Source organism: Metabacillus sp. 22489, assembly GCF_052044855.1.
Classification (GTDB): domain Bacteria; phylum Bacillota; class Bacilli; order Bacillales; family Bacillaceae; genus Metabacillus; species Metabacillus niabensis.
This window is the reverse complement of record NZ_JBQENT010000052.1, coordinates 16667-36425: the sequence shown is the minus strand read 5'-3', so window position 1 is coordinate 36425 and position 19759 is coordinate 16667. Positions and strand designations below refer to the sequence as shown.

The following is a 19759-nucleotide window of genomic DNA, read 5'->3' as shown; positions in this document are numbered from 1 at the left end:
ATTAGTGAGTAAATGTGGTGCAAAAGGGAAACCCATTCAGTGGGCCTTTAAGGCCGAGGCCGGAAAGAGAGGCTTTTAGCCGCAGAGCAAACCACCAGTTCTCACTGGTGGTTTTGATTAAATTAGAGGAATTTGATTCTTTACATTTACATGTTAAACAGTCTTACTTGTTAACCTTTCAAGCTCCTCGACAATTCTCCTCGTGTCTATTCGTTCAAATAACGGATTAACGTTCGATAATACGATCGGTTTAATAAAAATAGGATTCCAGCTTGTTTCAGATATTTTCAGCATCGCCTTCACCTTTTCACTTGAAAACGGAAGAAATGGAGTTAAAACATGTGCCAAATTCCCAATAAGATAAACACAATTTGCTAAGGTTTGCTTGCAACCCTCGATATCATCACATATCTGTTTCCACGGCTGCTGTTCATCAAAGTATTTATTAGAGTATCTGACAAGCTCGAAAACTCGTTCTAGCCCTTGTTTAAAAGAAGTAGTTTCAATACTTTGTCCTACTTCTTCATAAAGCTGTTTCACTTTATTCTGAACCGTCCAATCTATGTTACTATCAGGAATCACACCATCAAATGACTTTTCGATAAATTTTAATGTTCTATTAATAAAGTTGCCATATGCCCCTAGCAATTCACTATTATGACTATAAATAAATTCCTTCCAGGAAAAATCAGCATCCCGGTTTTCCGGAGCATTAATTGTTAAGAAATAACGAATGGAATCTGGGTCATATCTTTCTAACATATCTGGAATCCACACTGCCCAATTTTTACTCGTAGATAGCTTCTTCTTTTCTAAAGTTAAATACTCATTTGAAACGATATGTGTAGGAAGTGGACTTTTTTCAAGTCCCGCTAATATACCTGGCCATATAATTGAATGAAATGGTATATTATCTTTCCCATGTACGTAATAAGACGTTGTTGTTTCATTCCAAAATATCGAATCATCGCTATTTGTTTCCTTTGCCCACTTTTTACTTGCCGTGTAATATCCCGAAACCGCTTCAATCCAAACATAGATTTTTTTTGACTCAAACCCTTTCACAGGAACAGTTACTCCAATCGAAAGATCTCTTGAAGCAGCTCGATCTCGTAAACCTTCCTTTAAGTACCTTTTCGTCAATGATATGGCATTTTCACGCCAAAGCTTTTGATTCTGAGCTTCCTCTGTAAAAGCTTCTAAAATTTACTGAAAGGAACTTAACGAAAAATAAAAATGCTCCGTTTTCCTTGTCGTAGGCGGTTTCCCACATATTTTACATAATTTATTTCGTAATTCAGTTGGTTCTAATACACTTGAACATACATCACATTGATCACCCCTGGCATTTGCACCACAATTAGGACATATCCCTTCAACATAACGGTCAGGTAGAAATTGCTGGTCATATTCACAATACGTTTGCTCGATTTCCTTTTGATAAATAAATCCTTTTTCAAGTAGCTCTAAAAATATATCTTGAACAATTTTATGATGCAAGGGACTATCAGTTCTCGTGTAAACATCATATGAAAAACCTAACTTTGTATAGCAATCTAAAAATTCTTGATGATACTTATCGGCAATCTCCTTTGGTGAAACTCCCTCTTGTTTTGCTCTAATTGTTATCGGTGTCCCGTTACAATCACTACCTGAAACATATAAAACCTTATCTCCCTTTAAACGGTAATATCTAGCCAAAATGTCACCAGGTAATAGGCTTGATATATGGCCAAGATGTAAAGAACCATTTGCATAAGCCCATGCTCCACCAATAAAAATACTCATTAAAACCCTCCTCAAATTTTTATAGAAAACTTTGTTATACTTGGTTGTCGCTATCCTCTTGCAGTCCGGGAGTTCTCTCGGCTTGATAATATCGCCACTCCCATTTACACGCTCCTCCTGTGCTTTTTAGAAAAAACAAAAAACCTCGTCCTTAACTGAAATAGTTAAGGACGAGGTTTGGATTCCACGTGTTACCACCTTAATTCGCAAATAGTTCACACCATCTGCCTCTGCAAGTACGGATAAATACATCTACTCTTATACTGTGACATTGATAACGAGTGCCAAATCTCGTCGTAGCTTACTAATGCAAAAAGTATGTTCAGTACGAAGCTTAGAGACCATTTTTCAAATCAATGTTTTTGCTTCTTTTCAGCTACCGAAGCTCTCTGTGTAAAACAAAGTCATTTTACTTTTTCTCTTCATTGCCTTTATTTGATAATTACAAACAGTTTATGCAAAATTTTTCCTAAAGTCAATATAGGAAGATTTTTTTTATAAGTGGACGTAGCAATCTTAGTTTTCTCCTAACAAAGGAATTCTGCCTTTATAACGATTAACTAATTCCCGATTATACTCTTCTGATCCATCAACATTGCCACTTTTAAAAATTGGGGGAGTAAACTCATTTTCAACCATCAATTTAACTGCCTCAACTATGATGGCATTGACGATGGCAACTCCAATAACTGTTGAACCTGATCCGAACGAAACATTAAGTAATTCATGGTTTAGTAAGGCATCTCCCACCATAATATGGCTATCTATTGTTAGATCAGATGCATCAGAGAGAAACATTCCATTTTTATGCCTTGAGGATATATGCTCCGAATAATTGAGAGATGTAATCGCAATGACATAAGCCCCCTGTTGCTTAGCAAATTCAGCAACCTCAATTGGAACCGGATTTCTACCTGATGTAGAAGCAACAATTACGATATCATTCGCTTGAATTCCAACTGTCTCCATAAATTGTTTAGCATATCCATGCTGTTTTTCCAATTGAGAGGATTTTACTGCCCCTTTATGAAGCATTAACTCTTCTATTAAAATTGGGTTAATTGTTGCAAGGCCACCTGCACGATAAAAGAGCTCCTCAGCCAGCATATGAGAATGACCACAGCCAAACACATGAACAATACCATCATTTTGGATCGATCGGGCAACTTTACTTGCTGCTGTTTGAATATTATCAGCTTCGTCTTCTTCGATAGTAGATAGTAGTTCAATAAGTTTATGAAAATAATGATTAAACATATTATATCTCCAATATTTTAAGTTTTTACCGCTCCATCTGAATCATAAATTTATAACGGTCTGCACGATATACTGATTTAACTAATTCAAGAGGAGTACCGTCTTGTAAATACGTATTTCGTTGTATGAGCATAACAGGTGATCCTTTTGCTATTTTTAAATAATTCGCTTCCGTTTGACTAGCAATAGAGGATTCAATAATTTGTGAAGCTTGATGAATTTTAAGATTTAAATTTTCTTCAATATAAGCATACAGAGATTGGTTCACAATTTGTTCTGTAAGCCCTTTAATTAAATTGGCAGAAATATAATTTGTTTCTAAAGCCATAGGAACCCCGTCAGCTAATCGAATACGTTTTATCTCATATACAGGTCCGTATTCAGGTATAAGAAGTTGCCTTGCAATCGGACTTGTTGATGGGACGATTTCAAATTGGATTAATTGACTTCCTGGCTCAAATCCTCTGGCTTTCATATCCTCTGTAAAACTTGTTAAGCCATGAAGAGGCTGTTCTATTTTACGTTCAGCAATAAAAGTTCCCTTTCCTTGTAAACGAAATAAATATCCCTCATTAACTAATTCGGTAAAGGCTTGTCTAACTGTCATTCGGCTAATTTGATGATTTTCAGCATATTCCCTTTCTGGAGGAAGTGAATCACCAGGCTTTAGCTCGCCCTTTTCGATCATTTCTTTAATATGTTCTTTTAGTTGATAATAAAGTGGAATGGGGGAATTTTTGTTAATCATTCTCCTTAATTCACCTTTCCCAATTAAACTCGACAGCGATAGTTTTCACACATACAACGTTTAAGAACGCATTATAGAGTTAACAGGTCGTTTTCATACCTGAAACTGCCGCTTTATCTGCAATTATTGTAACATATGGATGATTTTTCAACACAGATGCAGGAAACTTTTCGTCTATCTCACCGTTTATAAGCTTATTAACTGCATCCTTTTTGCTTTCTCCTGATACTAAAAGCAATATTTCCTTACTTTTCATAATGGTGGAAATCCCCATCGTTATTGCTTTTGTTGGCACCTCTTCAATCGTCTTAAAAAATCTTGCGTTTGCCTGAATAGTTGAAGGTGCTAACGTAACGACATGGGTTTTCGAGCTAAAAGACGTACCTGGTTCATTAAAACCAATATGACCATTTTGACCAATTCCTAATATTTGTAAATCGATCCCGTTTTCATTAATTAATTGTTCATATCTGTTACATTCCGCTTGACTATCAGTCGTATTACCAAGAGGAATATGTGTTTTCCTTTTATCAATATTAATATGATTGAACAAATGATTATCCATATAATAGCGATAACTATTTGGGTTTTCTCCAGAAAGTCCAATATATTCATCTAAGTTAAAAGTAGTTACATGCTCATAGGAGGTTCCGTTTTGCTTGTGATCCACGATTAAATTTTTATACATTTCACTTGGAGTTCCACCTGTAGCAAGTCCTAAATGAATAGCAGGATTATTAGTAACCTTTTTCATAATATATTCTGCTGCTACTTGGCTCATTTGTTGATAGTCATTAACCTCAATGATTTTCATCCTTCGTTTCCTCCCTTTTTATAGGCAAGCTTTCCTCGACAAAATGTCATTTGAACGTCATAATGTTCATCTAAAATGATAATATCCGCATCTTTTCCTACAGCAATACTGCCTTTTCGTTCAAAAATATTTAGTTGCTTTGCAGGGTTTTCCGAAGCCATTTTTACCGCTTCCTTCAACGAGCATCCAGTATAATGGATGATATTTTTGACTGCGTGGCCTAGCTTTAAAACACTTCCTGCGAGAGTTCCGTCGGAAAGTACCGCTGTTCCGTCTTCTACATTAACTTCCTGACCTCCAAGATCATACGTACCATTTTTCAAACATTTTGCCCGCATCGAATCAGTTATTAAAATTAATCCATCGCTTTTCTTTTGCTTATAAGCTAAATGAACCATCTCAGGTCTTACATGAATTCCATCGACAATCATTTCAGCCTTTAATTCATCATGTAATAACGTAGCTCCAACAACACCTGGTTCACGGTGGTGTAACCCTCTCATCTGATTAAATAAATGTGTGACATGACTTGCTCCTGCTTTCATAGCATCTGTAACGATCTCATAGGTTGCATCAGAATGACCAATTGATGAAACGATTCCTTGCTCATTCAAATATCGGATCATGTCAAGTCCGTTTGGCAGTTCAGGCGCAAGTGTAACTAGTTTAATCATTCCATTTGATAAGGTTTGCCACCTTTTAAATAGCGCAAGATCTGGCTCAATAATATGCTGCAGTGGCTGTGCCCCTGCTCTTTCCCGATTAACAAATGGACCTTCAAGGTGGATCCCAAGTATTTCTGCTATCCCCTGTGATGGTTGAAGATGAATGTATTCTCCTGCATTGATAATGGCATTTTCAATTTGTTCCACATCTTGAGTTATAGTAGTAGCTAGGAAGCTTGTTGTTCCCTCTTTTGGAAGTGCGTTAGCCATCGTTTTCAGTGCTGCTTCTGTAGCATCCATCGTATCAGCACCATCTGCTCCATGGATATGAACATCAATAAAGCCTGGGACAGCTGCATAAGACGAAGGAACATCTACAACATTAAAATCTTCTCCATGAATAAGTTGCTCTAACGGTCCGAATTCTACTATTTTATTGTTTTTTATTTTTATAAACCCTTTTTTAATGAATTCGTTTTCAGAATAAATTTGAACGCCCTTTAGCAAAATAAGATTATCATCAGCCATTTTCAGATACTTCCTTTCAGTTGATACCTTAAGTTTAGCATCACCAAAGTATAGTTGTCTATACCAATTTTACGTTGAAACCCTTTACAACTTTATTGATTGATTTACTGGGATTATCGACATTATTCTTTTTCGAACTTGAAAAAAATGTTAGAAAATAAAAAAATAATTGGTATAGACATCTATATTTGAAAATGATATAGTTACATTCAGAAAAGCGCTTTCTTATTTTACAAAAGGAGAGGATTATTATGTTAGGCTTTCTACAACGAATTGGTAAAGCTTTAATGCTTCCAATTGCAGTGTTGCCTGCAGCAGGTCTATTACTTCGTTTTGGACAACCGGATTTATTAGATATTCCATTTATCGCAAATGCTGGTAATGCTATTTTTGCTAACTTAGCTTTAATTTTTGCTATTGGAGTTGCAATGGGATTTGCAAAAGATAATAATGGAGCTGCTGCCTTATCCGGTGCAATCGGATACTTAGTATTGACTGAAGGAACAAAAGCTCTTGATAAAGACATCAATATGGGGGTTCTTGGAGGTATTATTGCTGGTATTATCGCAGGATTATTATATAACCGATTCCGAGATGTTAAACTGCCTGAGTGGCTAGGATTTTTCAGCGGCAGACGCTTTGTACCAATTATAACCTCTTTAGCTATGGTGATTTTAGCTGGAATTGCTGGTTTTGCGTGGCCACCAATTCAAGATGCAATTAACGGACTTGGTAATTGGATTATCGGATTAGGTGCAATTGGATCAGGTTTATTCGGATTTTTAAACAGATTGCTGATTCCTTTAGGACTTCACCATGTTTTAAATAGCCTGTTCTGGTTTCAATTTGGAGAGTTTGAAGGTCAAGCAGGAGATATTGCCCGTTTCTTTGCAGGTGACCCAACAGCAGGCGGGTACATGACTGGATTTTTCCCAATCATGATGTTCGGGCTTCCGGCAGCTGCTTTTGCAATTATTGCAACTGCAAAACCTGAGAAACGAAAAGCAACCTCAGGAATGTTTATCGGCCTTGCCTTAACTTCTTTCCTTACTGGAATTACTGAACCAATAGAATTTTCATTTATGTTTATTGCACCTCTATTATATGGAGTACATGCCATTTTAACTGGTGTATCAATGTGGGTTACCTCAATACTAGGAATTAGAGATGGATTTACCTTTTCAGCAGGAGCAATTGACTATTTGCTAAACTTTAATATTGCTGAAAAGCCATTATTGTTATTAGTAGTTGGCCTAATTTATGCAGTTATCTATTTTGTTATTTTCTATTTTCTAATAAAAGTGTTTAACCTTAAAACTCCTGGTCGTGAGGATGAGGAGCAAAGCATTGAAGGCGAAACTGCAGCTGACAATGTTGGAAATAATAAATATGAAAAAATGGCCTATCAATTTATTCAAGATATTGGTGGAAGAGAGAATATTTCATCGATTGAAAATTGTACGACACGCCTTCGTTTAGATATTAATGATATGGAAAAAGTGAATGACTCTGCTCTAAAAGCACATGGAGCAAAAGGAGTAATTAAATTAAATAAAAAGAACCTACAAATAGTCGTAGGTACTGAAGTAGAATTCGTTGCAGATGCGATGAAAAAAATAGATCGTTCCTGATAATAAACGCAGCTTGATTGTATGTAATAATAATCAAGCTGCGTTTTAATTTATGTTTATCAATTAAAGATGTTGAAAAATGCTATATTGAATTTAGTATCCTTCTTAATCTCCACCGCCACCACAGTCTCCCCCACCGCTACCAGTATCAAAGGAGCTACAATCATTTGTATTTGAATATGTATCGAAATTATTTCCATGAGAATGAGTGTAAAAACTATCGTGGGAATGACTATTTTTCCTGACATTTATTCCATTTTTACTATTAAAAATTCCTACTAAAAAAATGATGACTATAACTATAATCGCTTCCATGTTATCAACCCTTTCTCACTATTCTTACCCTTTATACGGATAAAAATGGAAAAGGTTTCATCATGAAAAAAAGAGCTACTAAGGTAGCCCTTTTTTGTTGATACTTTATAGCTTTTCTCCGTTTGTTGCAATAACATCCTTATACCAGAAGAATGATTTTTTCTTTTTACGCTCTAACGTACCACTGCCATCATCATGCTTGTCCACATAAATAAAGCCATAGCGTTTTGAGAACTCACCTGAAGATGCACTTACTAAGTCAATACAGCCCCAGCTTGTATAACCCATTAAATCAACACCATCTTCAATTGCTTCACCCATTGCTTTAATATGCTCACGAAGATAATCGATACGGTAGTCATCATTGATTGAACCATCTTCTTCAACCTTATCATAAGCACCTAAGCCGTTTTCAACGACGAAAAGTGGCACTTGGTAACGATCGTATAATTGGTTTAGACTAATACGTAAACCTTCTGGGTCAATTTCCCAGCCCCAATCACTTGCCTTTAAGAACGGATTTTTCACACCGCCAATAAGGTTTCCTTGTGAATTTTCTAAATCTGACTTTTCTTTCTTTTCTGTACGGGACATGTAATAACTAAAGCCGATATAATCGACAGTACCTTCTTTAATCAACTCAAGGTCACCCTCGCGAATATCTAGCTTAATATTATGCTCTTTAAAATAACGATTTATAAACGCAGGATATTCCCCTCTAACTTGTACATCTCCACAGAAATAGTTAAAGAATCGTTCCTCCTGAAGAGCATACATCACATTTTTCGGATTAGAATCATATGAATAAACAGGTGCGTATAAAATCATACAGCCAATTTTCGCATCAGGAATAATTTGATGACAAGCCTTAACAGCAATTGCGCTTGCTACAAATTGATGATGGAATGCCTGGAATGTTGGAGTATAGCGATCCTCTTCCTTTTGAATCGAGAAGCCAAGTCCCATAATTGGCATTACTAAGCCACTATTAATTTCATTGAATGTCATCCAATATTTCACTTTGTCTTTATAACGGTTAAAAATTGCATTTACATATCTTTCAAAAAACGTCACAACTTCACGGCTTCTCCAACCGCCGTATTCCTTCACAAGATTTACCGGCATTTCATAGTGAGAAATCGTCACTACAGGTTCGATTCCATGTTTATGCAGCTCATCAAATACGCGATCATAAAATGCTAGGCCCTCTTCATTTGCCTCTAATTCATCCCCATTTGGGAAAATTCTTGTCCATGCGATCGACATACGGAATACTTTAAAGCCCATTTCAGCAAAAAGCGCAATATCTTCCTTGTAACGATGATAGAAATCAATTCCTTCATGATTTGGGTAATAATACTTTTCCTTATCTATTTCAAAGTTAAAGCCTGGTGTTTGAAGAATACTTAGTCTTTCTTTACCACCTGGAAGAACATCGGCAATATTTAATCCTTTGTTCCCTTCACCAAATCCACCTTCCATTTGATTCGCAGCAGTTGCTCCACCCCATAAAAAATCTTCAGGGAAATGATATGTTTTCATATAATAACCTCCCAATATTTTACTATCATAATAAGTAGCATTTGTTTGTTGGATAAATTTAAAACATCTTCATAATAAAATCATACTGATAGTTGGAAAAATCGTAAACATACGCGAACTAACTAGTTTTTTATAACAAAGGTAGTTATTTGTTTCATTTGTGTAACACAGTGTATCATTGTGATAAACTAAATATGCAAGGTGATTTACAGCAATTGCGTAAGGAGAGTTTAACCTATGTTTTCCAATGAAATCATTGCTTCATTCAATGAGCTAGAAACCTCTTTATATAACTACATTATCCAAAACAGTGAAAAGGTCGCATATATGAGAATTCGCGAGCTAGCAGATGAAACACATGTCTCAACTGCGACGATTTTACGTTTCTGTCGCAAAGTAAATTGCGAAGGATTTACCGAATTTAAAGTTAAGCTTAAAATGCATGTCCAGGAAAATAAAAAGCCAATGATAAAAAGCTCCTCACATTCATTCCTGGAGTTTTTCGAACGGACAATAAATGGGGATATCGAAGCGAAGATGAAAAAAGCTGCAAGCATTGTTACAAAAGCGGATAATGTCATCTTTATCGGTATTGGTAGTTCAGGAATATTAGCTGAATACGGGGCGAGATATTTCTCAAGCTTAGGGAAATTTTCAATGTACATTAAGGACCCACACTTTCCTATACACTCAAAGCTCATGTTTAATAGTGTAACAATTGCATTATCTGTTTCAGGAGAAAACCCATTTACTGTAACACATCTTCATCAGCTGAAACAGGAAGGCAGTAAAATAATAAGCATTACAAATAATAAATTATCTACAATTGCAAAAATATCTGACCTTAACATTCCTTATTATGTAACAGAAGAATATTTAGAAGAGACAAATATCACGACACAGGTACCTGTTGTTTATATATTGGAATCGATTGCGAGAGAAATTTATCGACTCCAGCAAGAAGAAGAGTTATAGAATAAACTCTTTTTCGTATTGCGATCATCTTTAATCATGCCAACATGTCTTTTGAGTAGCAAGATGCGCTAACTTACCTGCATTTTTCCTTTTTATCTTCTTTTAACTCTTTAATGAATAGGACTGTAATTATCATGCAAAATATAAAATTTGCTTCTAACCAGCAAAAAGCTGAAATAAAAAGAAATCTAGAATTCATTAACATAGAAACTGAAAAAATAAAAGAATATGTGAATTTGGAGCTGTTCTCTTTTGAGCAATTAGAAGAAGCCCAAATTGGCTATCTGATTACTCCAGATGGACATTCACTCATATCAGTTGAAGTGGACTCATGGGATACAAATTGGATTGTTATTGGGTATGAAACAATGTGCGGGGATCCTCTTATTATCGAATTAAATGAGAAGGACTACCCTGTATCTACATTAATCCACGGAATTGGCAGCTGGAATGGCGGAAATTTCCTTGCAGATTCACTAGAGAATTTCCTAGCAATTATGAAAGAAATAAATTGTTTCCTTACTGAAAAGCAAGTACGAGAAGGAAATCAAACGATAAAAATGAAAGAATTGATAGCCTTGATAAATGTGATAGTTGAACATAATAGATTTACTGACTTTGATATATGGAAATCTTTGTTGAGTCCGTTATTCATGCTAGCTGAAGAATACGAGAAAGCTTTAGAATCGAATATAGCGGAACTGAAAAAACAAGGGAAGAGAATTTCAGAAATCGCCACCCAACTTAAAATACCGCCTAAAGATGTGTATATGTATATGAAGAAAATTTCACAATAAACGAAAGGTGTAACGCATGGACAATAAGTATTCATGCGTTTTATACCATAAATAGCCTCATTTTCTGCTGCAGTTAGAAACAAAATAAGACAATAATTCTCTATTGACTAGCCACTTCTGAACAATCAATATCCTTCAGATACTAGGAACCAGAATACATAAACAAAATTACGAAGAAATACGAACAATCCTCATCATCATTCTATAAGTTCTGTAATAAAAAGAGAAAACGAGTGAAACGATAAAAGAGAGGAATTTTATGACTGTTAATTAATCGAGGAGAAAAAATGAAGCATTTTTTTAATGATCTTCTTAATAAGCAAGTATTCTTTAAGTATGGTTTTTATTTGTTACTTTTTATGAGCATCGTATTAAATATTTTGATATTGCCAATCATGTCATTTGATAGTGAACTTTATATATTTTTTATATTATCCGTTATTTTTTTAGGGATTGGCTATTACGAAAAACCAATTTGGGTTTTATTATTAGGGACAGCAATTGTTGTTACGGTTCGTTTTTTCCTCATCGCAGAACCATTCTCAGGTCCTATTACTTATATCATTCATTTAATAACATATTTTTTAATCACCTTTATTTCAACAGGGTTAATGAGAAATTATCAGCGGATAAAAAGCGGAAACATTGAATTGGTAACTGCGCTGGCTAATGCGCTTGATTCACGGGACTCCTTAACCGCCAATCATTCCCAGAATGTTGCGCGTCTCTCTCTTGAAATCGCAAAGGAAATGAACCTACCGAGACATCTATATGACGTCATACTCGAGGGTGGGCTGCTACACGATATAGGAAAAATTGGAGTTCCTGAGCATATTTTAATAAAGCAGGGGAAATTAACTGACGAAGAATATACTTTAATTAAAGAACACCCGGTAATTGGCTATAACATTATTAAGCATATTTCGAATTTTGATAAAAATGGCATATTAAATATTGTGTTATATCATCACGAAAGGTATGACGGGAAAGGATATCCAAAAGGGTTAAAGGGTGAGGACATTCCTTTAGTTGCAAGAATCGTTGCCCTTGCTGATACATTTGATGCGATGACATCAAAGCGAGTGTATAGGGATAAGCTTGATTTAGACTATGCAGTTCAGGAAATTCATAAACATCGAGGTACACAATTTGACCCAAACGTTGTTGATGCATTTCTTAAATTATATAAGCGAAAAATGAATGGATTAGACCTAAAGTAAACTCATACACCTTACCTTTAGGTCTAGCATTTCATTCATCTGACAAACTTTATCATACAATTCGTAAAATTAGTATGGTGATAAGCAAAATCAATTCCTTTCTTTTCCCTTAATGATTTTGAAACATACTTTGTTTGATAAGTAATAAAAAATTCATCAGTAAAAGGATAGGGTTTTATCTTTATTTCAGATTGATTTTTCCATTCGGCAACAAATTTTTCACCATTAATGCTTGGGTTAAATCCATCGACAAACCATGGGTATTCATCAGATTTGGTGGCACCGGGTTCATTTAGACATATGTAAAGAGATAAAGCATCCGCTAACTGTAATAATTGAAAGTGACGATTAACTGCTTCCTTATTGGGATAATTTAATTGCTTGTTTAATCTCTCCTGTCTATTTCTCTCATGCTCGATAAACTGTATGCATTCCTGTTGACGAGAATCACGAATATCAACAAAGGAGGAAAAATGAATACTACACAGTAAACCGGCATATTGGTTGATCATCTCCACCTCATCAATCCCTTTTGTATACATTACAAGCTTAGGTGATAAAGGGTAATCCATAAACGAATATGGGACATGCTTCTGATCATTCCATATCGGTGTTTGATCTAGACAAATCCATGCTCGATCATGCTCTCTTATAGCAATATAGGCCTCATCCCGATAATCGTTACTTAAAAATAAATCTTCAGAAAAGTGTCTTGCAATTTCCTCTGACATCAATGCATGATCATGCTGGGCTGTCATATGAAAAGAGCTTATTGTTTCACGGACAATCATGATATCACCTCCAATGTTCACACTCTTAAAAAATAATTTTCGCTATATAGGTAGCTGCGCAAAAAGCAGAAGTGGCCAGCACGATAATTCCGATCGTTCTTTCCTTATTTTTTAATAATCGTATTCCTAAAATTACTAATAAAAGTGTAGATGCTATTTGGTTTAACGGAATTAAATACTTATCATACGCTTGATTAAATAACGAAAATAACGAAACAGCTAATATAAAGGTAGCAAAAACAATTAAGAAATATTTCACTTTATCCTCCTGTTCTACAAATCTATATTGTAATATTCTCCAATAACCAAAATATACCTTTTTAAAATAAAAAGCCTTGCCTCTAAAAAAGAAGCAAAGCAACCATTATTAAATTTCTAGTGAGCATGCCCCTGAATCATAGCTTTCCGCAATAACAAAACGATGTTCATCTGTATAATCAATATAAATATCGTCTTGTAAATACCGCTTTGTGAAATGATCGATACGAATTTTAATGCCTGCTACCTCAAACAATAAGTCATTTCTTCTCGCCTCATCAAAAATGAGGGAAAATTTCACTGATAATCCACAGCCTCCACCCATCGTTGCATCAATACGTGGGAATTTCCCCTTTTCTAGTTCTACAGATTTTAATCGTTCCACTGCTTCTTTACTAAATGTTATGAACAATCTATACCACCTACTTTCACTGATAAAGGTTGTTCAATGTCCTTTTTATAACGGACAATCGGCTTCCTGGCAGCTTGAACCTCATCTAAGCGACCGATCGAGGTAGTATTAGGGGCATTTAAAACAATGTCCGGATTTTCTTCTACTTCTTTCGCAATTTGAATCATTGCTTCGGCAAAAGCATCTAACGTTTCCTTCGATTCTGTTTCTGTCGGCTCAATCATCAAACATTCCTCTACATTTAGAGGAAAATAGATCGTTGGTGGGTGGTATCCAAAATCAAGCAGTCGTTTCGCCATATCTAACGTCCTTACGCCAAGCTTCTTCTGCTTACTTCCTGATAAAACAAATTCATGCTTACATATCTCGGAATATGGCGAATCAAAATATGGTACAAGCTTTTTCTGAAGATAATTAGCATGTAAGACAGCACTTTCAGAAACGTGACGAAGTCCTTCATGTCCCATTGTCCGAATATAAGTGTAAGCACGTACAAGAATACCGAAATTTCCATAATAGCCCTTCACTCTTCCGATTGATAACGGATGATTATCATTCAATGTCAGCTTATCCCCTGCTTTTTCGATTCGTGGCACTGGTAAAAACGGGATCAGCTTCGTTTTCACTCCAACAGGTCCTGCTCCTGGACCACCGCCGCCATGAGGTGTTGTAAAGGTTTTATGAAGATTTAAATGAACGATGTCAAAGCCCATAATCCCTGGTGTTGTTTTTCCTAAAATTGCATTCGCATTTGCGCCATCGTAATAAAGCAGTCCGCCGACATCATGGACAATTGCAGCAATTTCGCGAATTTCTTTTTCAAATAAGCCTAACGTATTAGGATTTGTTAACATTAATGCTGCCGTTTCCCTATCAACATGCTTTTTTAATTCAGTTAAATCAACTAATCCATTTTCATTCGATGGAATTGTGATCGTTTGAAAGCCTGCAACTGTAGCACTTGCGGGGTTTGTTCCATGTGCCGAATCCGGAACAAGGACCTTTGTTCTTTTTTCTCCCTTCTCTGCAAAATAGGCCTTTACCATCATTAACCCAGTCCATTCCCCTTGTGCACCTGCAGAAGGCTGTAATGTTACAGCATCCATTCCTGTAATAACAGCTAAATCCTCCTGTAATTCATACATAAGCTCTAGAGCACCTTGAACAGTTTCTTCAGATTGGTATGGATGAATTCGCGAGAAGCCCTCGAGTCTTGCGATATCCTCATTTATTTTAGGATTGTATTTCATCGTACATGACCCAAGTGGATAAAAGCCTGTATCAATCCCGTGGTTTTTTCGCGAAAGAGCAGTATAATGGCGAACAAGCTGAAGCTCTGACACTTGAGGAAGCTCAGCAGGTATGTCTCGTATCAAATGCTTTGGCAGCTTTTCTTCTAAAGCTACCTTAGGAACATCTCCTTCTGGCAGACTTGCACCAACACGACCTTGGCGACTTATTTCGAAAATAAGACTGTTGTAATCAACCATGTGCAATTGCCTCCAATGCATTGATAAATTGATCGATTTCTTCCTTTGTTCTTTGTTCAGTTACAGCGATTAACATTTGATTACTTCCTAAATCATATCCACCAATGAAACCTTTCTTAAGAAGTTTTGAGTTAATCTCCTTAATTGACAATGGAAGCTCTACAACAAATTCATTAAAGAATGGTGCTTGATTCTTTATGTGAAAACCTTTTTCAATGAGCTGTTTTGCCATGTAATCCGCCTTTTCGAAGTTTAACTGTGCCATTTGGCGAATCCCGTACTTTCCAAGTGCACTCATACAAATAGCAGAAGCAAGAGCGTTTAATGCTTGATTTGAACAAATATTTGATGAGGCTTTGTCACGACGTATATGCTGTTCCCGTGCCTGTAGCGTTAGGACAAATCCTCGTTTTCCCTTATCATCGACGGTTTGCCCGACAATTCTTCCTGGGATTTTCCGCATTAACTTTTTCGTTACAGCAAAATAGCCACAATGTGGGCCACCAAAGGACATCGAAATCCCTAACGGCTGCATATCTCCAACAACAATATCTGCTCCAAGCTTCCCTGGTGCTTGTAAAACCGCCAATGCTAAAGGATTCGCACTAACGATGAAAAGCGCTCCATTCTCCTCTGCGATTTTCTTCACTTTTGTTAAATCCTCAATTGAACCAAAAAAGTTCGGATATTGAATCATAATCGCAGCTGTATTCGAATCGGCTAGATTCGTTAAATTCTCTAAATCCGTTACATCGTTGTTTAGCTTCACTTCCTCAACAAGATATTCTTGTCCTGCTGCAACTGTTTTTACTATTGAAAGAGATTCTGGGTGAACTGCCTTTGAAACAAGAACCTTTTGCCGCTTTGTTGTAGCAACGGCAAGTGATGCAGCTTCAGCAAGAGAGGTAAATCCATCATACATAGAGGAATTGGCAACATCCATACCTGTTAATTCACAAACCATTGTTTGAAATTCAAATATCGCCTGTAGCTCCCCCTGGCTAATTTCTGGCTGGTATGGAGTATAGGCTGTATAAAATTCGGAGCGGGAAATCAGATGGTTCACAACACTTGGAATATAATGATCATACGTTCCTGCACCAAGAAAAATCGGATAATGATTTGCATGTTTGTTTTTAGCTGCAAGCTGATACATTTTCTTAGCAAGCTGTGGTTCAGGGATAGCATTCGGAATAGCCAACGGTTCATTTAAACGGATTTCAGGTGGGATATCAGCAAATAAATCATCAATCGTTTGAACATTTAAAAACGCAAGCATTTCTTCTTGATCCTGCTTCGTATCAGGAAGATATCGGTACGTATTTCCCATATATTCTCTCTCCTTCAAACGTTTCTCTTTTTATAAAAAGGGGTTTTCACAACAATTGCATCGAGGAATTTGTTGCGAATTTGTACTTTAAGCTTTGTCCCCACTTCTGCATATTCAGATGGTATAAGGGCTAAACCAAGATTTTTCTTTAGCGTTGGTGAAAATGTCCCTGATGTGATAAATCCAATTTCCCCATCTTCTGAATACACTTTATATCCATGACGAGGAATTGCTCTTTCAGTCACTTCTATCCCGACCAATTTTCGTTTTCCCTTTTTAATCAAAAGTGGTTCTTTACCAATGAATGGGCAATTTTTATTCAGTTTAACTGCAAAGCCAATTCCTGCTTCAAGAGGAGTAATTTCATTTGACAGCTCCCTTCCATATAACGGAAGACATGCCTCAAAGCGAAGCGTATCACGTGCTCCAAGTCCACATGGCTTCAACCCTTCCTCCTTACCAACTGCTAGAAGCTTCTCCCAAAGAGCTTTCGCCTTGTTCGCACCTAAATAAAGTTCAAAGCCATCCTCACCTGTATAGCCGGTACGGGAAATGAGAACATCTGAAATACCTGCGATGGTGACAGATTGTGCGAAGCGAAAAGGTGCAAGCTTTATTAAATCCAACTCAGTTACCTTTTGTAAAATCCCTATTGCTTTAGGTCCTTGTATCGCAAGCAACGCAACCTCATCAGAAATATTTTGCAGTGTAATATCACCGCTTGCATGCTCCTTAAGCCATGTATAGTCCTTTTCGAGATTAGCTGCGTTAACGACGAGCAAATATTTTTGATTGGCTAACCTATATACTAATAAGTCATCAATCGTTCCACCGTCGTGATCGCACATTGCGGTATATTGAGCTTGATTAATTTGAAGCTTTGTTACATCATTTGTGACCAAACGATTCAAAAAGCTTTCAGCATCCTTTCCTTCGATAAGAATTTCCCCCATATGTGAAACATCAAATAAGCCTGCTTCATTTCGAACTGCTTCATGTTCAGCTAATATACTAGAAAACTGTACTGGTAATGCCCAGCCACCAAAATCTATAACCTTTGTTTTTTCACCATATTGTTTATAAAAATCATAAAGTGGTGTTCGTTTCAATGCTCGCTCTTTCATCTTCCATCCACCTCCTACTATTATCTAGCCATACAAAAAAGGACAGAAAAAGGTAGTAATCGCTACCTTCTCTGTCCTTTTACCTGAAAGTTTGCCCTGTTTGAACAACAGGTCCCCTTTGGTGGCATGTCAACCTCATCATGCTCTCTCCAGAGCTACGTCCAATTATGGTTCTTTTACCTGAGAGATTTGCTCATAAGGCTGTTTTTATGAGCTTGCTCCTTCGGCGGCATTTATTATGCTCTCTCCCATAATCATCATCCGCTTCATATTTATTAAGTTTAAAGTATAAGACTCCGCTTTCCTATACAATGAATCTGTTAGATTATGCTACACATTATTTTTCAGTTCTCTTTCCATTATTCTATTCAGGTCACTTACAATACATGATTTTTCTTTAAAATGTCATGTTACATTTTTCAGGTTGAGCATATATTTCCCATGAAATTTTCTGCGAGTAGCCTCGTCAACGATATTATTGTTCTTCTTTTGCCCTATCTAACACATGTTGAATAAATGGTGCTTTTGCCTCTGTATATGCGACTCGATTAAATCGATATTTATTAGCTAAAGCTCTCTTAATCCTTTCATATTCCTTCCGGACATTTGAATGCTTTCTCAAATAATCGCGAAACAATAGCTGCTCATGCCATGATTCACTATCCATCTGGTAAACATGTAAATGATGGGTCCCTGCCCTCCATTGTCCTTTACGAAAAAAACGTCTATGAGGGAAATTGTTATGCTCGACAAATTCATATTGTAATTTCTTTAGTGGCTCGATCATATAAGCAGTATTATCAAGATGATTTACAGCAACTGCAATATCTAAGACAGGTTTAGCTGCTAAGCCAATAATTGAAGTACTTCCTATATGCTCGATATCAACGATGGCATTTGCGAGGATACTTTGGATGTTTTGTTTTTCCTGTTCAAATTGAATCGCCCAATTTGGGTCGTAGTCTTTAATGATTACTTGCTCCATAGCTTAGCTCCTTCTTAGCTATATAAAGAATTTTTAGATGAATGAAAATGCTTATTAATTTTTCACTTACTCATTACCTATTATCCATTTTTTATTTTTAAGTAACTTTTTTTTGCTAAATTTCTTATATTGTGCATAAATGAAATTTGGAATAAAATAAGTTATTCATTTATTAACCTTTTTTCCAACACTATTTTCCGTAGTCCCTTTTTATCAATATATGTATCAATTACATCAAAGCCATTTTTAATATTCAATATTAGCATGCTTCTCCATTTATTCATTGTCTTCGTTTGAACATAAGTGTAGCCATTTTCTTTAATCCATTGATGCTGCATTTCCATTAATCTTGTGCCAATTCCATGTTTTTGGTACTTAGGAGCTACTCCACCTAACCAGCTATAAAAAGTATCAGCTTTTAGCTCATAGCCAATTTTATATCCGATAATTTCTTCATCAATTTGTGCAACAATGACTAATAACTTTGACTTATCTTCCATTTTCTTTTGTAAATCATCTGATGAGCCAAAGATAACTTTATGTAATCGCAACAACTTCGTTAACCTTAGCGAATCTGGTATCCCGTTATAAATAATATAGTCAATTTTCATATTGTACTTGCCCTTCCAAGTAAAATTAATCAAAAAACTCCATATGTGGCATTTCCTGCTTATAATAAGCTAATCTATCTTGTAATGTGCCTGTATGAAATTCAAATTTATGACCATCAGGATCCGTAAAGTAAATTGACTTTTTATCTCTTTCATCTCTTGAACGTCCTGATAAAATGTTTACATGCAAGTCTTTTAATCTCTTAGCAACTTCCTCAAAATCTGCTTCATCTATGGAAAATGCTATATGTGTATAGGATTCATTCATTTCCTTTCGAGGAATATCCTTTTCTTCATTTAATGCAAGCCAAATACCATTCAGATCAAAATATGCTGTACTTCTTCCTTTTACTAATAACTTTGCGTTGAAGACTGTTTTGTAAAACTCTATTGATTTTTCTAAATCTGAAACTGAAAATAAGAAATGATTAAGTCCTTTTATGAACACAATTATCCCTCCATACAGATTATTTCTTTT

Annotated in this window: 19 protein-coding genes, 1 pseudogene, 2 riboswitches and 1 other annotated feature; of the genes and pseudogenes, 4 read left to right on the top strand and 16 right to left on the bottom strand. The window is 35.9% G+C overall.

The window, feature by feature from the left end:
• Positions 1 to 153 precede the first annotated feature (153 nt).
• The 5 genes and pseudogenes from metG to nagA all read right to left on the bottom strand — a co-directional run bounded on the left by metG (position 154) and on the right by nagA (position 5800).
• A pseudogene (gene metG, locus ACTJJ9_RS22660) lies at positions 154 to 1803 on the bottom strand (methionine--tRNA ligase).
• A 148-nt stretch (positions 1804 to 1951) separates the two neighbouring features.
• Positions 1952 to 2223, bottom strand: a binding site (T-box leader).
• Between the two features lie 81 nt (positions 2224 to 2304).
• Complete coding sequence (locus ACTJJ9_RS22655) at positions 2305 to 3045, bottom strand: SIS domain-containing protein (protein ID WP_145582796.1); 741 nt, start codon at positions 3043 to 3045, stop codon at positions 2305 to 2307.
• A gap of 25 nt (positions 3046 to 3070) precedes the next feature.
• A complete protein-coding gene (locus ACTJJ9_RS22650; protein WP_145582798.1) occupies positions 3071 to 3793 on the bottom strand; it encodes a GntR family transcriptional regulator in 723 nt (240 codons plus the stop codon).
• A 79-nt stretch (positions 3794 to 3872) separates the two neighbouring features.
• A complete protein-coding gene (nagB, locus tag ACTJJ9_RS22645; RefSeq protein WP_145582800.1) occupies positions 3873 to 4607 on the bottom strand; it encodes a glucosamine-6-phosphate deaminase in 735 nt (244 codons plus the stop codon).
• Positions 4604 to 5800, bottom strand: a complete 1197-nt coding sequence (gene nagA, locus ACTJJ9_RS22640) for an N-acetylglucosamine-6-phosphate deacetylase (RefSeq protein ID WP_145582802.1) — start codon at positions 5798 to 5800, stop codon at positions 4604 to 4606. The genes nagB and nagA overlap by 4 nt, the downstream gene beginning before the upstream one ends.
• A 251-nt stretch (positions 5801 to 6051) precedes the next feature.
• Here nagA and nagE point away from each other — a divergent pair, with 251 nt between their 5' ends.
• Complete coding sequence (gene nagE / locus ACTJJ9_RS22635) at positions 6052 to 7431, top strand: N-acetylglucosamine-specific PTS transporter subunit IIBC (protein WP_145582804.1); 1380 nt, start codon at positions 6052 to 6054, stop codon at positions 7429 to 7431.
• A gap of 105 nt (positions 7432 to 7536) precedes the next feature.
• Here the strand turns inward: nagE and ACTJJ9_RS22630 are convergent, their stop codons facing one another.
• Entirely contained in the window at positions 7537 to 7746 is a 210-nt protein-coding gene (locus ACTJJ9_RS22630; protein WP_145582806.1) for a hypothetical protein, read from the bottom strand.
• Between the two features lie 105 nt (positions 7747 to 7851).
• Entirely contained in the window at positions 7852 to 9288 is a 1437-nt protein-coding gene (locus ACTJJ9_RS22625; protein WP_145582808.1) for a glycoside hydrolase family 1 protein, read from the bottom strand.
• Between the two features lie 237 nt (positions 9289 to 9525).
• Here ACTJJ9_RS22625 and ACTJJ9_RS22620 point away from each other — a divergent pair, with 237 nt between their 5' ends.
• The 3 genes from ACTJJ9_RS22620 (at position 9526) to ACTJJ9_RS22610 (ending at position 12280) form a co-directional block, all read left to right on the top strand.
• Positions 9526 to 10263, top strand: coding sequence for a MurR/RpiR family transcriptional regulator (locus ACTJJ9_RS22620; RefSeq protein WP_145582810.1), 738 nt, complete (start codon positions 9526 to 9528; stop codon positions 10261 to 10263).
• A gap of 134 nt (positions 10264 to 10397) precedes the next feature.
• On the top strand, positions 10398 to 11060 hold the full coding sequence (locus tag ACTJJ9_RS22615; protein ID WP_145582812.1) for an SMI1/KNR4 family protein: 663 nt from the start codon (positions 10398 to 10400) through the stop codon (positions 11058 to 11060).
• A gap of 287 nt (positions 11061 to 11347) precedes the next feature.
• The gene (locus tag ACTJJ9_RS22610) at positions 11348 to 12280 is read left to right on the top strand and encodes an HD-GYP domain-containing protein (protein WP_145582814.1); all 933 of its coding nucleotides are present in this window, start codon (positions 11348 to 11350) and stop codon (positions 12278 to 12280) included.
• A 35-nt stretch (positions 12281 to 12315) separates the two neighbouring features.
• Here ACTJJ9_RS22610 and ACTJJ9_RS22605 read toward each other — a convergent pair whose 3' ends face one another.
• The 9 genes from ACTJJ9_RS22605 to fosM form a co-directional block, all read right to left on the bottom strand.
• Complete coding sequence (locus ACTJJ9_RS22605) at positions 12316 to 13071, bottom strand: DUF3891 family protein (protein WP_440768895.1); 756 nt, start codon at positions 13069 to 13071, stop codon at positions 12316 to 12318.
• 25 nt (positions 13072 to 13096) lie between these two features.
• On the bottom strand, positions 13097 to 13330 hold the full coding sequence (locus tag ACTJJ9_RS22600; RefSeq protein WP_145582818.1) for a hypothetical protein: 234 nt from the start codon (positions 13328 to 13330) through the stop codon (positions 13097 to 13099).
• Between the two features lie 108 nt (positions 13331 to 13438).
• On the bottom strand, positions 13439 to 13741 hold the full coding sequence (locus tag ACTJJ9_RS22595; protein WP_145582820.1) for an iron-sulfur cluster biosynthesis family protein: 303 nt from the start codon (positions 13739 to 13741) through the stop codon (positions 13439 to 13441).
• Positions 13732 to 15231: an aminomethyl-transferring glycine dehydrogenase subunit GcvPB gene (gene gcvPB / locus ACTJJ9_RS22590; protein WP_145582821.1), complete on the bottom strand. Its 1500-nt coding sequence runs from the start codon at positions 15229 to 15231 to the stop codon at positions 13732 to 13734. The genes ACTJJ9_RS22595 and gcvPB overlap by 10 nt, the downstream gene beginning before the upstream one ends.
• On the bottom strand, positions 15224 to 16561 hold the full coding sequence (gene gcvPA / locus ACTJJ9_RS22585) for an aminomethyl-transferring glycine dehydrogenase subunit GcvPA (RefSeq protein WP_145582823.1): 1338 nt from the start codon (positions 16559 to 16561) through the stop codon (positions 15224 to 15226). The genes gcvPB and gcvPA overlap by 8 nt, the downstream gene beginning before the upstream one ends.
• A gap of 14 nt (positions 16562 to 16575) precedes the next feature.
• The gene (gcvT, locus tag ACTJJ9_RS22580) at positions 16576 to 17685 is read right to left on the bottom strand and encodes a glycine cleavage system aminomethyltransferase GcvT (protein WP_145582825.1); all 1110 of its coding nucleotides are present in this window, start codon (positions 17683 to 17685) and stop codon (positions 16576 to 16578) included.
• Between the two features lie 69 nt (positions 17686 to 17754).
• Positions 17755 to 17840, bottom strand: a riboswitch (glycine riboswitch).
• A 3-nt stretch (positions 17841 to 17843) separates the two neighbouring features.
• Positions 17844 to 17946, bottom strand: a riboswitch (glycine riboswitch).
• A 214-nt stretch (positions 17947 to 18160) separates the two neighbouring features.
• Positions 18161 to 18670: a GrpB family protein gene (locus ACTJJ9_RS22575; RefSeq protein ID WP_440768894.1), complete on the bottom strand. Its 510-nt coding sequence runs from the start codon at positions 18668 to 18670 to the stop codon at positions 18161 to 18163.
• Between the two features lie 161 nt (positions 18671 to 18831).
• Positions 18832 to 19281: a GNAT family N-acetyltransferase gene (locus ACTJJ9_RS22570; RefSeq protein WP_440768893.1), complete on the bottom strand. Its 450-nt coding sequence runs from the start codon at positions 19279 to 19281 to the stop codon at positions 18832 to 18834.
• A gap of 25 nt (positions 19282 to 19306) precedes the next feature.
• A complete protein-coding gene (gene fosM / locus ACTJJ9_RS22565) occupies positions 19307 to 19729 on the bottom strand; it encodes a FosM family fosfomycin resistance protein (protein WP_095300727.1) in 423 nt (140 codons plus the stop codon).
• Positions 19730 to 19759 lie beyond the last annotated feature (30 nt).

Excerpts from the sequence above, each read along its gene's own strand:
- ACTJJ9_RS22655 (WP_145582796.1), bottom strand. The coding sequence starts at position 3,045 with ATGTTTAATCATTATTTTCATAAACTTATTGAACTACTATCTACTATC.
- ACTJJ9_RS22650 (WP_145582798.1), bottom strand. The coding sequence starts at position 3,793 with ATGATTAACAAAAATTCCCCCATTCCACTTTATTATCAACTAAAAGAA.
- nagB (WP_145582800.1), bottom strand. The coding sequence starts at position 4,607 with ATGAAAATCATTGAGGTTAATGACTATCAACAAATGAGCCAAGTAGCA.
- nagA (WP_145582802.1), bottom strand. The coding sequence starts at position 5,800 with ATGGCTGATGATAATCTTATTTTGCTAAAGGGCGTTCAAATTTATTCT.
- nagE (WP_145582804.1), top strand. The coding sequence starts at position 6,052 with ATGTTAGGCTTTCTACAACGAATTGGTAAAGCTTTAATGCTTCCAATT.
- ACTJJ9_RS22630 (WP_145582806.1), bottom strand. The coding sequence starts at position 7,746 with ATGGAAGCGATTATAGTTATAGTCATCATTTTTTTAGTAGGAATTTTT.
- ACTJJ9_RS22625 (WP_145582808.1), bottom strand. The coding sequence starts at position 9,288 with ATGAAAACATATCATTTCCCTGAAGATTTTTTATGGGGTGGAGCAACT.
- ACTJJ9_RS22620 (WP_145582810.1), top strand. The coding sequence starts at position 9,526 with ATGTTTTCCAATGAAATCATTGCTTCATTCAATGAGCTAGAAACCTCT.
- ACTJJ9_RS22615 (WP_145582812.1), top strand. The coding sequence starts at position 10,398 with ATGCAAAATATAAAATTTGCTTCTAACCAGCAAAAAGCTGAAATAAAA.
- ACTJJ9_RS22610 (WP_145582814.1), top strand. The coding sequence starts at position 11,348 with ATGAAGCATTTTTTTAATGATCTTCTTAATAAGCAAGTATTCTTTAAG.
- ACTJJ9_RS22605 (WP_440768895.1), bottom strand. The coding sequence starts at position 13,071 with ATGATTGTCCGTGAAACAATAAGCTCTTTTCATATGACAGCCCAGCAT.
- gcvPB (WP_145582821.1), bottom strand. The coding sequence starts at position 15,231 with ATGGTTGATTACAACAGTCTTATTTTCGAAATAAGTCGCCAAGGTCGT.
- gcvPA (WP_145582823.1), bottom strand. The coding sequence starts at position 16,561 with ATGGGAAATACGTACCGATATCTTCCTGATACGAAGCAGGATCAAGAA.
- gcvT (WP_145582825.1), bottom strand. The coding sequence starts at position 17,685 with ATGAAAGAGCGAGCATTGAAACGAACACCACTTTATGATTTTTATAAA.
- ACTJJ9_RS22575 (WP_440768894.1), bottom strand. The coding sequence starts at position 18,670 with ATGGAGCAAGTAATCATTAAAGACTACGACCCAAATTGGGCGATTCAA.
- ACTJJ9_RS22570 (WP_440768893.1), bottom strand. The coding sequence starts at position 19,281 with ATGAAAATTGACTATATTATTTATAACGGGATACCAGATTCGCTAAGG.